Below are 14,264 nucleotides of genomic sequence, written 5' to 3' on the forward strand. Positions count from 1 at the left end.
AGGTAAGTCCTTGAAGGCCTGTTATGTAGTTAATCAACACACGATTTTTAGGCATTGAAAAAAATTGATAAAAAAAAGCGTCCAAATTATTTATTTGGACGCTTTTACTAGATTTTATACTGTTTACCTAATCTACAAATACCAAAAAAGGCACAATGTTGCGTCCGAATTATGTGATTTAAATAGATTCATATAGGTGTTTATTTATACTTATTGTGTTGCAAATATGTGAATTTTATTTGAAAACCAATACAAACAATTATAAATTGTGTTTTATTTTCCTTCAAAAAAGGAATGATTTTTGAGCCTGCTGATAGTGTCTTAACAAATTACTTATGCGTTTTTCCTTATTATTTTCTATTGTACTATTCTTTCTTATTCAGAATTTAAACGCACAGTTAAGTATTGCAGAACAAGATCAGTTAGCACAACTATTAACAGAGAAAGTTAATGCATTGAGAATTTCTAAAGGTAAGCAGCCTTTAGAGCGCCATATAGATTTGGCTAAAGCGGCTAAATTACATTCAGATTATATGGCAGAGAAGAATCAATTAACTCATACCCAAACAGGAACTCTCTATCCAAATCCATCTGACCGTGTTTTTAATTTCAATAAATCATTTACAACTATAGGTGAAAATGCGCTCTTTCAAAGTTGGAGTAGATTTCCACTTTCAGAAAAAGAGCTAGAGGTCTTAGCTTCCAATATGTATCGCTCATGGAGAAATTCTAAAGGCCATTATGCGAATATGATTTCAGGTAAGTTCACCTTTGGTGATTTTGGTTTTGCATATAATGAAAAATCAAAGCGTTTGTATGCTACTCAAGTATTTGCCAAAAAAGGCTACATTGTTGAAGGGCAGTTGTCTGATAATGCTTTTGGAATTCAACCTCAAGATATATCCTGTGATAATATTGAAGGTTTTCATGATAATATTATTGTTAATATTGGAAATGCCATTACCATAAGATATGATGAAGTCATTTTGGCACATCATGATATTGAAACCATTAAAAAGATTTTTGTTAATCCACAAGATGGTATCGCTGTAGATTTGGTTCAACGCGATCAACTTAAATGTGGAGGAGACAATAAACTAGATGCCTCTACAATATATGATGGCATTTTGCTGAAACCTATATATAAAAACGACTTATTAGCAAGTAACACTGCTCAAAACCCTAAACGCTTTATTACATCACTAGGTAAAATACCCAATGCACTTTTAGGCAAGGAACTCAGTCCAAATATTGTAATCATAAAAGATGGTAAAAAATGTAGCTATGCAGTACCTACTTCAATTCCAAGTAAGAGGTATAATTTAAGACCTATTGAACCTGAAATTTTGAACCCAAAAATTGAACTGAAAACTGAAGGTGTTAATGGTATACATGAGGTAAATTTTGATTTTAAAAGTGGGCAAACCACATCTACCAACTCACCAGAAATTTCAATAAAACAGGAGACTATTTATCGTGTTGACATTAAGAGCTTCACTTCAGTTGATGGGAGTTCTGAATCTAATGAAAAGCTTCATAAAGAACGTGCAAATTTCATAAAAGCTTATATTGATAGACACTTTCAAACAGATGCAATACCTACAACAATTGAAGCTAAAGAAAATTGGGATTTATGTTTTTACCATTTAGAAATTTTAGGATTGGATGAAACACTAGGAAAAGGCAAACAAAAAATAAAAGATTATTTACAGAATAATAAAAGTGATAATTGGAAAAAAGCTTTAAGCTTACAACGAAAGTCTAAAGCTATGATTTACACTAAAGGCTCATGGGAAAAAAGCGACCCTTACTTTTTAAACTATAATCTTACAGATGCATTACTTACCAAAAATTATCCACTAGCTAACAGAGCTTTAGCGGAGATGTACTATGAAGATAATATCAACTTATTTTTAAATGAAGAATTTATAATTGAAAATCTATTTGACAAGCAAGAGTTAGTTCAGAATGTATCAGCACTACTTCTTAAAAATATTGAATATTACGACTTAGATAACATTGTCTTTTTTGTTAGAAACTGGCTTTCCAAACCTGATTTACTATCGGAAAAAGCACAAAAAAACCTGTTAAATCTATATACAATTACCGCCAAAAGATTGCTTGCCAATTGGGATACTTCTACCGAAGATTTTTCTAAGGTTTTACACCCTGAAAAAGTTGAACCGCTTTTTAAAAATTATAAGACCACTAACAAGACCAACCCTTTGTTTCTTAATTTTCATATGGCTAGTATTGAATATTATGCGCAAATCAATTTCAGTCCAAAAATTAGAGTATCCTTTGATTTTATAGCTGATTATTTCAAAAAACAATCAAAAAGTATTAAGGATGATACCGATTTAGGGTTGTTTTTTAATAGCTGGAGTATGTATCCTATGACTATTGAAAGTCTTATGCGCAGATTACATACTAAAAGATTGGATGAAGACTCTGCATTTTTGCTCGCAAAAACATACGCTGCTTATAAAATGGATTACCACCCTAACATTACTTTGAAAATAAATAAGCAAGCTATACTATTTAATAAAGAAAGATGGTGCTCCTGGATTACTAAGGATTTTCAGAATTTAAGAAATGAAGACATTAAAGATCTTTACTGTACAACTTGTAATAAAAACTAAAGTCATTTTTCACTTGAAGACTTATTGATTGTAAAAAGCATTTCTAACCGATATCAACAACTTGTTAATAGAATTGAGTTCTGGCTTTTCTTGTAAGCTAGAGTTTTGATAGACTTCATCTAAACCTTCTCTAATAATTTCCGCTTTTGCGACCAACTCATCATATTCAAATTCTGCATTTTTAATGGCTAATAAATCGTCTCTGTCTAGTCGTTCTACATTAATTTCGCCAGACTCTCCAATTTCTTTTGCCATTTGCAATAGCCTAAACGTATGCATCATGTTTTTAGCATCATAATTTTTATCATGAGAGATGTTGTTTTTGTAACGTTCTTCATTGCGTTTGCCTACCCAAGACCAATACTCTTTGTACTTTTTGCAATAGGTAGAATAGCCATCTAAATTAAAATAAAGCATAGCTAAAGGTAATTCTTCTTTAGGTATAGAGCTTAGGCATACTTCATTTGCGTTAGGTCTAGCTACACCTTTATAATTTAAAGATTTATTATAAAACAGATTATAACAATCTTTCATTTTTGAAATCTTAGCTAGTCCACAATAGTGACTTTTTAAACCATTTTCATTTAAAAACTGTTTTAGTGGAATTGATTTTTTGCCATCTAACACCAAACAGAAGTCTTCAACAGATTTACGTTCTTTCTCTACAGGATTCACAATTTTTTTATTCAGACCTCGCGCCTTTTTTATTTGTGTAAATGCATAATTGGCAAAAGTGTTTTTACACAGCTTTGATAAAAACAATTCTGTTTTTATGGTATCAAAAATAGGATGCTTGTACAACACGCAACGCTCTGGCACATTGAGAAGCTCTAATATGTTTGGGTTGTTTTTAGAACATAACTCAATGAACTTTCGCAACTCATAATAGACAATATCATTAGATTCATTGTTTACCTGACCAACATAGTCTAAAGAGTAAAATTGCTCTTTAGGAAGAATGAACACACCTCTAATATCAGTATCTGATGTAGGTGTGTCCAATCCATAAGCTCTACTGCCACTTATGCTCTCAAAAATAATATGTTCAGATGTTTTTAATTCTTCTAAAGTCATGATTTCAAAGTTTTTAAAAACAAATGGTTAAAATCAGTTGGATTAGGTTTTTTATTCACCAATTGATTTTTCGCACTATTATTTTCGTTTACAATAGCTTTAACCAGATGTATTAATTCTGATTCTACAGGATCGTTGCTTTTTTCGATACGTTTACTCTTCAAATCTATTAACTCATCTAGTTTTGAATGGTAGGTTGAATCTATTAAAGTATACATTTCTTTAAATAATACTGGAGGTATACTTTCATTCTTATAGATCCAATTGGCACAAAGTGCTGTACGTATCGCATAAAAGAAACTCTTTAAAGTCATTTTTTCTGAACCTAGCGTTTCTTCAAAATTTTTGCTCATACTATGAAAATGATAAAACCCAGAAACAGGATTAAAGTTCTCATTTGCTAATTGTCTCATGTCATTCAAGAAATCATAATCTGCCTTATACACAATTGGTGAAAACAACCACCCTGTAAAAGAAGCATTTGATTTAGCTAGTAAACGCAGTGCTTTTCTAACATCCCAACCCGAACCATCCAACAAATCATTATCAGTCATAAATCGTATGGAATCTTTTTGGTCCCAAAGGTTAAGATACCAGTCTTTTTTATGCTTGTAAACAAAGCGTATATCGTAATCAGAGTCTGGTGAAGCAAAACCCCAAGCTCTACTTCCAGATTCTACTGCAAATAAGATTTCTATGTTTTTGTCTCGCTCTATTTCGGAGAGCTTGTTTAGTATTTTAGTTTTCACAAGTTCTTGTACTTTTTAATTCTGATTTAGGGTCATACTTTCTGCATGAAACAACATTTTGTATAGTATATTCTTTGTTATTAACATCGATTGCTATAATTTTTAAATAGATAGTATTAAGTAACCGTTTGTCTACATTGAGATTATTGCAAGACGCTATAATTTTCACAGATTTAAAAAAATTACCGTCAACATCTTTTCCTTTTAGTTTGTCAAATAATATTTGAGAATAACACGATATTCTGTAATAAAACTCCTCTTCTTTAGGGGAAATATTCTTGTTTATTAAGTCAATTTCAACTTCGTTAACTTTTTTATTGATCATCAATGTATATATCTTTCCAATTCCCCAATAACCATTCACATCATTATTGCGACTTATGAATGAGTTTAATATCCCGTTCAAAATATTTTTAATGTTTGATTTTCTACTCATTTCTTAGGTTGATTTAATATTTGAAACAAAGCTCATAATCTATTACGCAATAGTTTTGCGTATAAAATATTTTATTCTAAATTCAAAGAAAATTTCAAAACATGCCCATCAATAAAAATGCATTAATCCGATATAAAACCATTGATAAATGTCTTCAGAACAACTACAAACAATGGACACTTAATGATTTGATAGAGGCTTGTTCGGATGCGCTTTATGAATATGAAGGAAAAGATATAGATGTCAGCAAACGTACTGTTCAGCTCGATATTCAAATGATGCGAAGCGATAAACTGGGTTACAATGCGCCAATTGTGGTTTATGATAGAAAGTATTACAAATATGAAGACCCAGACTATAGTATTGTAAACATACCTGTAACAGACAAGGATGTTAAGGTGATGAACGAAGCCATACAGGTGCTTCGGCAGTTTAAAGACTTCTCATTATTTAAAGAAATGGATGGTGTTTTACAGCGTTTGGAAGATTCGGTTTATGCATCCCAAAAGAACAATAGAGCGATCATTCATTTAGACAAAAATGAACAACTAAAAGGCTTAGAATTTATAGATGTCATTTACGAAGCTATTCAAAATAAAAAGGTAATTGAAGTTACCTATCAATCTTTTAACGCTAGGAAATCTAGCACTATGAAAGTTCATCCTCAGTTACTAAAAGAATTTAACAATCGCTGGTTTGTTTTAGCAACACACAAAGGCAAATTCATCACGTTGGCCTTAGATAGAATTATAAAAATTGAAATTATAGATGACTTAGAATACTTAGATTTAGAAGTGAATGGCGACGAGTATTACAAAGAAGTAGTTGGTGTAACGGTATCAAATTCTAGAGCGCAACGTGTACAATTTTGGATTGATAAAAAGAATGCACCATACGTAATTACCAAACCCTTCCATGCTTCTCAACGTACTATAGAAACTAGAGATGACGGTACCATTTTTAATATTTTGGTACAAGTCAACTTTGAATTAGAACGTTTGATTTTAGGCTTTGGTGATAGTATTGAAGTCTTAAAACCTTTAAAGCTTAGAGAGCGTATGCAGAAAAAATTAAGAACCGCAATAAGCAACTATGCACCTAAGGAAATATAAGCAACTTCAAATTAGATTAAATATGAATAACCAATATGGTGAACTATTAACTTCCTTTTAAGTTATTAGTTATTATTTTTATAGAAAACTAAAGGGTTATGTTATCAAAATCAATAGAAGCAGCATTAAATAAACAAATACGTATTGAGGCTGAGTCGTCTCAAGTTTATCTAGCAATGGCTGTTTGGGCCGAAGTAAAAGGACTAGAAGGCATCTCAAATTTTATGTACGATCAGTCTGATGAAGAGCGTGAGCATATGCTAAAACTTGTAAAGTTTGTTAACGAGCGTGGAGGCCATGCTCATATTTCAGAATTAAATGCGCCTAATGTGACCTTTAATTCGTTTCAGGAAATGTTTCAAAAGCTATTAGAACATGAAGTTTTTGTGTCTGAGAGCATTAATGAGCTTGTTCATATTTCTTTACAAGAAAAAGACTATGCTACACACAACTTTTTACAGTGGTATGTTGCTGAACAAATAGAAGAAGAGGCTGTAGCTAGGACCATTTTAGATAAAATAAATATGATTGGAGATGATAAAGGTGGACTTTATTTATTTGACAGAGATATACAACAACTAACGGTAAGCTCTGCTGCCCAGACACCTGGCGCTGGTATCTAATTGTTAAAGTTTATTTAGAATAAATTAAAATAGTTATTTTTGCGCATTGATTTATACATCAGTATGGGCAAAAAGAAGAAAGACAAAAAGCTTAAAAAAGAACGCATTAAAGTTCTTGAAACCTCTGGTTTTGATACATTAGGTAAAGTAAAGTCTAAATGCTGTAAGAAATACAAGAAGGCAGAACACAAACGTTGTAAAAAATGCCCTTGTTTTGATCTTCTAAAAAAAGTAGCTTAAAATATTTCTCTTTGTAATGTTTAAGTGTATATGTAGACTTACATACACATGAAATATACATTTAAGGAATTCTCCACAGGCGCAATCTTTAATATTGGTAACTCTGACATCCTACAACCGCTAAAAAAAGCACAACAAATAAATCTCTATACTTTTATTTGGGCAAACTCCAATCCTGTAGAACTTGTTATTGATAGTATACCCTTTACGCTGCCGCCAAACCATATTTTAGCACTTACGCCAATACAATACATACAGTATATTGGTGGTAATGATGCGATTTTATATCAATTTAACAGAGAGTTTTACTGTATAAAAGATCATGATCACGAAGTAAGCTGTGCTGGAATGTTATTTTTTGGGAATATTAATATCCCAATAATTAGTCTTGATGAAAAAGAACAGCAGAAATACAAAACACTTCATGAGGTTTTTATAGACGAACTTGAAACTAAAGACAACATACAAGCCGAAATGCTCAGAATGTTAATGGGCAGGTTTATTATAAAAAGCACTAGGTTGTTAAAGGCAAAAGAAGGCATTAATGAAACACCAAAAAGTTCTAAAGTAGATTTACTTAGAGCTTTCAATGTATTAGTGGAGCAGCATTTTAAAGAGGAACACAGTGTGGCTTTCTATGCTGAAAAGCTTTTTAAGTCTCCCAAAACTCTTTCTAATAATTTTGCAAAACTCAATCATAGCCCACTTCAAATTATACATGAACGTATTATTTTAGAGACCAAACGCCTTCTCACCTACACTGACAAATCTGCCAAGGAAATTGCTTACGAAGTTGGCTTTGAAGACGCTTCGCACCTTAGCCGATTATTCAAAAAGCACACATCTCAATCTCCATCAGAATTCAAAAAAGTACTCAAATCTATTGCTTAGGAAATATTGACAAGGCAATGGGCAAATTCTTCATTCTACTTCCCCTCTCCTAACCTCATCTTTGTATCATAATTTTAAACACACAAAAGATGAAACATTCAATTAAATCTATATTCAATCTTATTGAAATATTTTCAAAAAGCCCTAAACGCATTACAACAAGCACATTATCTAACACACATTGCGAGCACGAGCAATTGCACGATTATTACTGTGACGCAGAGAAACCTCACATTAATCCTTAAGGAAATAATGACATGCATAAGGGAATTATTTTCATTCTATTACTTCCCTTACTACTGCAACTTTATACCATCAAAAAACAAATAATAATCGCTGAAATTATTCAGCATAAAAATTAAAAATTATGAACACATTTAATGTACCAACAAGAGAAGATGTAAGTACTAACAATCAAGCAATTTTTGACAACCTAAAAAAAGGTTTAGGATTTGTACCTAACCTATTTGCAACTTTTGCCCATAGTGACACTGCCTTAGAGAATTACCTGAATTTTTCTAACGCTAAAACATCGTTGTCTGCCAAAGAAAGAGAAGTTGTAAACCTTGCTGTCAGTCAAGTAAATAATTGTATTTATTGTTTATCTGCACATACTGCAATTGGAAAAATGAACGGTTTTACAGACGAGCAGATTTTAGAGTTAAGAGGAGGTTATTCTTCTGTAAACAACAAACTAGACGCACTGGCAAAATTAGCTAAGAATGTTACCGAAAATAGAGGACGTACTGATACAGATGTTATAGAAAACTTCTTTAACGCAGGATATACAAAAGCTAATTTGATAGACACTATTTCTTTAGTAGGAGACAAAACCATATCTAATTATGTACACAGTACTACGCAAGTAGCCGTAGACTTTCCTGAAGCACAGCCATTAGAAACCCAAACTGTATAACAGTGGTATTTTTAAATTATTAAGTTTAAAGCGCGACTTTCTTTAAAGTCGCGTTACTTTTTTACAAAAGTCACACCTTTAAAAACAACTATTTTTTATATAAAAATTTAAAAAAATGTCATCATTTATAAATAGTCACACTATTTTTATGCAAAAACAAATCTGATAACTAAATAGATTTCGTTTTTATTTGTTTAGCAAGACAATTTTTTATGATAGCATCAGATCAATGGGTAACCTACATGTGCATTCTATTAGCAGTATATGCTATTGTTATTCTATATTTTGTAATCCGTGGAGCTCGAAAAAACACAGACATTAAAGACTACGCTGTAGGCAATTTAGGATTTCCTGCTTGGGTAGTTGGTTTGTCTTTAGCTGCTTCTATGACTAGTGCAGCTACATTTATTATTAATCCTGGTTTTATTGCACTGTATGGGTTTTCTGGCATTATTTCTTTTGCTCTCGTCTTACCTATTGCTGCTTTTATTTCGCTAATTGTTTTCACTAAAGGCTTTGTAAAGCAAGGTAATGCCGTAAAAGCTACAACCATGGCACAGTGGATTGGTAAACGCTACAACAGCAAGAATTACGCCTTCTTCTTTGCGATTATCGCTATGCTTCTAATCACATTTATCGTACTCATTAATGTTGGATTAACCCAAGTTATTTCTAAAGCACTTAATGCAGACCCATTTTATGTGTTGCTGTCTATAACAGTGTTTGTATTTGGTTACATGATGTTTGGAGGAGCTAATTCTATGGTGTACACCAACACCATCCAAGCTATAATTATGTTTATAGTTGCACTAATTTTAATAGGTTCTGGTTGGGAATATTTTTCTGATGGTATTAGCGGTATCGTAGAAAAACTCAATACAATTGATCCTAACTTAACTAAACCAACCAACAAAACAAGTTTTTTATTTAGAGATTATTTTGAAATTATAATTACTCAAATAGTCATTGGTGTGGCAATTGTATGCCAACCACACATTATAACAAAATCACTATTACTTAAAGACTCTAGCAAAATAAACACCTATTTAGCTAGTGGAATCATTTTTATGATTGTATTCTTTTTAGTTGTGGTCGTTGGACTCTATGCTAGAATTAGTTTTCCTGATTTTATGGTAAATGGCAACAAACTAAAAATGGACGAAATAATACCAACATACGTCGTTACAAAATTCTCAGTTGGTGTTGGGCTAATTATTGTTGTGGGCTTAATTTCTGCCGGACTTTCAACTTTAGAAAGTTTAATTCAATCCTTATCTATAACAATTACATCAGATATTATCGATCCTGTTTCAAAAGGAACCTTAGGAAACAAAACTATAATGGTGAATAAAATAGTCATTATCGGTTTGGCCATTGTAAGCTTTGTTTTAAGCTGGCAACAAATAAAATCGCCTGATGTAAGTGTTGCTATTTTTGCACAAAATGGTGTCTATGCCTATTTTGCTGCTGCTTTTGTTCCTGTATTGTTTGGTACGTTTTTAAAAAACGTTAGTACGCGCTCGGTATTTATTGCCAGTATCACAGCAATTGTCGTTCACTTTGGTATTTACTACGGAAGATTAACACCATACATGCAAGAACCTGTAAACAATCCTGGAGTATCAGCGGCTATAGGAATTGTTTCTTCATTAATTATAGGATTTGTATTTTACAGACTAGATTTAAATAAACAACGTGAATACTCTAGATTGGACAGCTAAATGGGCAGATTACACGCCAGATAAAATTGCCGTCACCTCTTACGACAGTGGTGAGCAATATTCCTTTAGCGACCTTAACAATTATGCCAATCGCTTAGTAGAAAAATTTAAAAAAATAGGTCTGCAAGAAGGTAATAGAATCGCCATTTTAGCAGAACATAGCTTAGAATACATTGTATTATTTGTAGCTTGTCAACGCCTCGGCATCATATTAGTCCCTTTAAATTACAGGTTTTCTGTAAATGAAATTCAGAAACTAATTTTAGACTGTACACCTAGCCTTTTTATATACAGCTCTAATCATTTTGAAAAATTTGAAGAGCTCAATATCACGAGCAACCATATTTTCAATATTAAAGATATAAGACATTTTTATCTCGATGACACTATAAATATTGAACCAAGAAGCTATAAGATAAAAGAAAATAATCCATTATTTATTTTTTATACTTCTGGCACAACAGGAAGACCAAAAGGTGTAATTTACACCAACAAAATGCTGTTTTGGAATAGCCTAAACACGTCCATGCAATTGGGCATTACCTTTAGAGATTCTACAATCAACACGCTTCCTCCTTATCACACCTCTGGTTGGAATGTGTTTTTAACTCCATTATTGCACAAAGGAGCTCATATTGGTATGTTAGAAAAGTTTGACCCTAAAAAAGTACTTCAACTTCTAGAAGCTAACAAAACCACACTTTTTATGGCATTGCCAACCATGCTGTTAATGATGCAGAAAGACCCAAGTTTTAAAACCATTAGCTTAAAAAAATTACGATACATAATCTCAGGAGGTGAAAAAGTACCACCAGAGTTGGTTTCGCATTGGAAAACTGAAAAAGACATTTACATAAGACCTGGCTATGGTCTCACAGAAGCTGGTCCAAGCATCACTTCGCTACATCATAAAATGGCACAGTTAAAACCTAATTCTATAGGAAAACCCAACTTTTACCTCGAAACTAAAATTGTAGACAAAAACGGAAAAATTGTAAAAAACAATACCATTGGCGAACTCTGCATTAAAGGCAATATTGTAACACCTGGTTATTGGAACAACTCCGTAAAAACTAACAATAATATTAAAAGAGGTTGGCTATTTACAGGAGACTTTGCTTACAGAGATAACGAAGGTTACCTCTATATAAAAGGTCGCAAAAACGACATGTATATTTCTGGAGGAGAAAACATCTATCCGCAAGAAATAGAAACACATCTCGAAAGTCTTAAAGACATAAAAAAAGCCGTTGTACTAAGTGTAAAAGACGAAAAATGGGGAGAATGTGGCATTGCTTTTGTAACCTCAACTAATAAAACTATAACAGCGCAAGATGTTAGAGCACTTTTAAAAGATAAATTAGTAGCATACAAGCATCCAAAATATATCTTTTTTTTAGACGACATTCCATTAACTAGTATTGGTAAAGTCTCAAGAAAAAAATTGTTGAAATATTTCAATTCGGTAAAAACGTAACACAAATGAAACAATTCAAATTAGTTCTATTATTCACACTAATTAGCACTTCAATTTTCTCACAGCAACAAAAAGAACTTATGAAAGACGTACTTTCAGAATATAAATTCAAAATAAAAAACATAGCTTTAGATAGTTTAAACATAAGCTATATACAAGAAGGCAAAGGCGATACTACCTTATTATTTCTACATGGTTTAAGCAGTAACTCTGACGCTTGGTCTAAAAATATTGAAGTTCTAAAAGACAAGTACAATTGCATTGCTGTAGATTTGCCAGGTTACGGTAAGTCATCTAAGCCAATAGCAGACTATACTCCTACTTTTTTTGCTGATGTTACGTATCAATTTTTACAAAAATTAGAATTAAAAAATGTTGTTTTAATTGGGCATTCTATGGGTGGACAAGCTAGCATAAAACTTGCCACAAAACACCCTGAAGCTATCGAAAAACTCATTTTAGTAGCACCTGCAGGCTTAGAACAATTTGCTGAAAATGAAGGAGCTATGATAAAGAGTATTTATACTGCAGACATGGTAAAACACACCTCAGACGAGCAAATAAGAAAAAACTATGCGCTTAACTTTTTTAAACAACCAGAGGATGTGACTAAAATGATTGAAGACCGAATTAATATAAAATCATCATCAGATTTTGATGAGCACTGCGAGGCTATTGTAAAAAGTGTATCTGGTATGATAGACGATCCTGCTTTTGAAGATTTAAAAAACATCAACCAAGAGACACTTGTTATTTTTGGAAAGAATGACATGCTTATTCCTAATCGTTATTTTCACCCAACACTATCTGTAGAAAAAGTAGGCAAAATTGCGGAAGAACACATCAAATTAGTAACTGTAGAATTTATTGACGAATCCGGTCATTTTGTTCAATTTGAAAAACCTAAAGACGTTAATTTGCTTATTGAAAGATTTGTTGAAGCAGACTAATTAATGAAAAGGAAACTAAAGAAATTTACAGAATTTAGCCAGACTATACTTCCTCACGAAGCTAATTATCTGCAATCTGTAGTTCAGTTTACAGACGGAGAGAAACTTCAGATAATAAATCTTTTAATCTCAAATGCCCTATCTAAATTAGAGTTTAAAGATTTTGATACCAAAATCAACAAAAGAAAATATTCTTACATAAAAGATTGGGTAGAAAAAAAACTGGCTAGCATCGATGTAGATGCTACAATAGATTGGCTTATTTCTTTAAAAAAGAAGATTCTCACAGATGCTATTAGCTCTACTGAAGAGTTAGAGTTTCTTCAATATATAATTCATTATAAAACGGTTGAATATAATTTTCAAAGTCTTTATGATCTTGCCAAGGAATACAAATCGTACTTATTGGTAAGAATGCGCTACAAAGACCATGAAGTTATTGCAGATTTTTTAACCCATTACGAGTCTACATACCAAAATGCCATAGACATACACGAAAAACTCTATGCTGCCACTACCGAAATTACCAACCAATACACACTAAACAATAACGACACCAAACACTTAGAATCTTGGCTGTTTGAGGTATTTAACAACCAAGCCCTTGATGGTAAAAACAGATACCAAGCTTTTGTTTTACTCGCTTTTATGTATACCAACTACAACGAGAACAACAAGCTAAAGGCTCTATTCGACAAAATTGATGTTTATTTTAGTAAAGGCGAAATGTATTCCAGACGTTTACTATCTAATTATTATGCAAGTAGAGTTCTTTTACATTCAAAACAAAACGAATTTGACGAAGCAGAATATTATGGTTATCTATCAATACGTCAAAACAACAACGATACTTTGATGTATGTAAACAATTTAGCCGCCATTTTATTACGAAACAATAAGGCTAAACAAGCATTTAATCTGCTCGACAAATACAAGGATCTGTATAGAGATGTTCATAATTATCATCAAAAAATTGGGTTTTGCTCTTATTTAATCCGTGTATACTCAGAATTAGATAAGATGGATTTAGCAGAAGCAACTGCAAAAACATTTTTAAAGAAATATAAGAACGAAGTCCTTCAGCACCGATGGCATCATTTTTTTACCTCGTACATTAATATTTTAATTTCCAGAGAAAAATATGATGATATTCTTAAGTTGTCTTCAAAATTCAAACTTATTGAAAGAGAAAAGGAACACCAAAAAAAGAACAATTATGTTCCTAATATATCGTGGAGTATTTCGCTTTCGAGATACATGGAAGGTAAAATAAACTCCGATAAATTACTTGAAGAAATAAAGCAACCCTTAGAGCTTATTGAGCCAACATTAAACCAAAAACAGCTGATGTTTAAGGTTATAGACAAGCTCTCTAACAATCTTCCTGAAGCATTTTTAAAGCTTAAGTCACACATATAAAAATAATATTTAAT

General features: G+C 32.1%; 14 protein-coding genes. 11 read left to right on the forward strand and 3 right to left on the reverse strand.

The features are described from left to right. The first annotated feature begins 335 nt into the window (after positions 1–335). A complete protein-coding gene (locus tag MST30_RS04865; RefSeq protein WP_243473260.1) occupies positions 336–2,642 on the forward strand; it encodes a CAP domain-containing protein in 2,307 nt (768 codons plus the stop codon). A gap of 21 nt (positions 2,643–2,663) precedes the next feature. Here MST30_RS04865 and MST30_RS04870 read toward each other — a convergent pair whose 3' ends face one another. Genes MST30_RS04870 through MST30_RS04880 form a run of 3 tightly spaced genes read right to left on the reverse strand, consistent with a single transcriptional unit; the run spans position 2,664 to position 4,901 of the window. Continuing rightward, positions 2,664–3,716: a nucleotidyltransferase domain-containing protein gene (locus tag MST30_RS04870; protein ID WP_243473261.1), complete on the reverse strand. Its 1,053-nt coding sequence runs from the start codon at positions 3,714–3,716 to the stop codon at positions 2,664–2,666. After that, a complete protein-coding gene (locus tag MST30_RS04875; RefSeq protein ID WP_243473262.1) occupies positions 3,713–4,465 on the reverse strand; it encodes a nucleotidyltransferase domain-containing protein in 753 nt (250 codons plus the stop codon). The genes MST30_RS04870 and MST30_RS04875 overlap by 4 nt, the downstream gene beginning before the upstream one ends. Then, entirely contained in the window at positions 4,455–4,901 is a 447-nt protein-coding gene (locus tag MST30_RS04880) for a hypothetical protein (protein ID WP_243473263.1), read from the reverse strand. The genes MST30_RS04875 and MST30_RS04880 overlap by 11 nt, the downstream gene beginning before the upstream one ends. Before the next feature lie 101 nt (positions 4,902–5,002). Here MST30_RS04880 and MST30_RS04885 point away from each other — a divergent pair, with 101 nt between their 5' ends. The 10 genes from MST30_RS04885 (at position 5,003) to MST30_RS04930 (ending at position 14,250) form a co-directional block, all read left to right on the forward strand. Then, positions 5,003–6,013, forward strand: coding sequence for a helix-turn-helix transcriptional regulator (locus MST30_RS04885; RefSeq protein WP_243473264.1), 1,011 nt, complete (start codon positions 5,003–5,005; stop codon positions 6,011–6,013). 98 nt (positions 6,014–6,111) lie between these two features. Continuing rightward, entirely contained in the window at positions 6,112–6,636 is a 525-nt protein-coding gene (locus tag MST30_RS04890; protein WP_243473265.1) for a ferritin, read from the forward strand. Positions 6,637–6,675: 39 nt separating this feature from the next. Further along, the gene (locus MST30_RS04895) at positions 6,676–6,876 is read left to right on the forward strand and encodes a hypothetical protein (RefSeq protein WP_243473888.1); all 201 of its coding nucleotides are present in this window, start codon (positions 6,676–6,678) and stop codon (positions 6,874–6,876) included. A gap of 48 nt (positions 6,877–6,924) precedes the next feature. Further along, a complete protein-coding gene (locus MST30_RS04900; RefSeq protein WP_243473266.1) occupies positions 6,925–7,767 on the forward strand; it encodes a helix-turn-helix domain-containing protein in 843 nt (280 codons plus the stop codon). Between the two features lie 89 nt (positions 7,768–7,856). Continuing rightward, positions 7,857–8,012, forward strand: coding sequence for a hypothetical protein (locus tag MST30_RS04905; RefSeq protein ID WP_243473267.1), 156 nt, complete (start codon positions 7,857–7,859; stop codon positions 8,010–8,012). A 122-nt stretch (positions 8,013–8,134) separates the two neighbouring features. After that, positions 8,135–8,683, forward strand: coding sequence for a carboxymuconolactone decarboxylase family protein (locus tag MST30_RS04910; RefSeq protein WP_243473268.1), 549 nt, complete (start codon positions 8,135–8,137; stop codon positions 8,681–8,683). A gap of 212 nt (positions 8,684–8,895) precedes the next feature. Continuing rightward, a complete protein-coding gene (locus MST30_RS04915) occupies positions 8,896–10,404 on the forward strand; it encodes a sodium:solute symporter family transporter (RefSeq protein WP_243473269.1) in 1,509 nt (502 codons plus the stop codon). Continuing rightward, positions 10,379–11,881: a class I adenylate-forming enzyme family protein gene (locus tag MST30_RS04920; protein WP_243473270.1), complete on the forward strand. Its 1,503-nt coding sequence runs from the start codon at positions 10,379–10,381 to the stop codon at positions 11,879–11,881. The genes MST30_RS04915 and MST30_RS04920 overlap by 26 nt, the downstream gene beginning before the upstream one ends. 5 nt (positions 11,882–11,886) lie before the next feature. Continuing rightward, positions 11,887–12,831, forward strand: a complete 945-nt coding sequence (locus MST30_RS04925) for an alpha/beta fold hydrolase (protein WP_243473271.1) — start codon at positions 11,887–11,889, stop codon at positions 12,829–12,831. A 3-nt stretch (positions 12,832–12,834) separates the two neighbouring features. After that, complete coding sequence (locus tag MST30_RS04930; protein ID WP_243473272.1) at positions 12,835–14,250, forward strand: hypothetical protein; 1,416 nt, start codon at positions 12,835–12,837, stop codon at positions 14,248–14,250. Positions 14,251–14,264 lie beyond the last annotated feature (14 nt).

It is taken from the genome of Winogradskyella sp. MH6 (assembly GCF_022810765.1).
Classification (GTDB): domain Bacteria; phylum Bacteroidota; class Bacteroidia; order Flavobacteriales; family Flavobacteriaceae; genus Winogradskyella.

Excerpts from the sequence above, each read along its gene's own strand:
- MST30_RS04865 (WP_243473260.1), top strand. The coding sequence starts at position 336 with ATGCGTTTTTCCTTATTATTTTCTATTGTACTATTCTTTCTTATTCAG.
- MST30_RS04870 (WP_243473261.1), bottom strand. The coding sequence starts at position 3,716 with ATGACTTTAGAAGAATTAAAAACATCTGAACATATTATTTTTGAGAGC.
- MST30_RS04880 (WP_243473263.1), bottom strand. The coding sequence starts at position 4,901 with ATGAGTAGAAAATCAAACATTAAAAATATTTTGAACGGGATATTAAAC.
- MST30_RS04885 (WP_243473264.1), top strand. The coding sequence starts at position 5,003 with ATGCCCATCAATAAAAATGCATTAATCCGATATAAAACCATTGATAAA.
- MST30_RS04890 (WP_243473265.1), top strand. The coding sequence starts at position 6,112 with ATGTTATCAAAATCAATAGAAGCAGCATTAAATAAACAAATACGTATT.
- MST30_RS04900 (WP_243473266.1), top strand. The coding sequence starts at position 6,925 with ATGAAATATACATTTAAGGAATTCTCCACAGGCGCAATCTTTAATATT.
- MST30_RS04905 (WP_243473267.1), top strand. The coding sequence starts at position 7,857 with ATGAAACATTCAATTAAATCTATATTCAATCTTATTGAAATATTTTCA.
- MST30_RS04910 (WP_243473268.1), top strand. The coding sequence starts at position 8,135 with ATGAACACATTTAATGTACCAACAAGAGAAGATGTAAGTACTAACAAT.
- MST30_RS04915 (WP_243473269.1), top strand. The coding sequence starts at position 8,896 with ATGATAGCATCAGATCAATGGGTAACCTACATGTGCATTCTATTAGCA.
- MST30_RS04925 (WP_243473271.1), top strand. The coding sequence starts at position 11,887 with ATGAAACAATTCAAATTAGTTCTATTATTCACACTAATTAGCACTTCA.
- MST30_RS04930 (WP_243473272.1), top strand. The coding sequence starts at position 12,835 with ATGAAAAGGAAACTAAAGAAATTTACAGAATTTAGCCAGACTATACTT.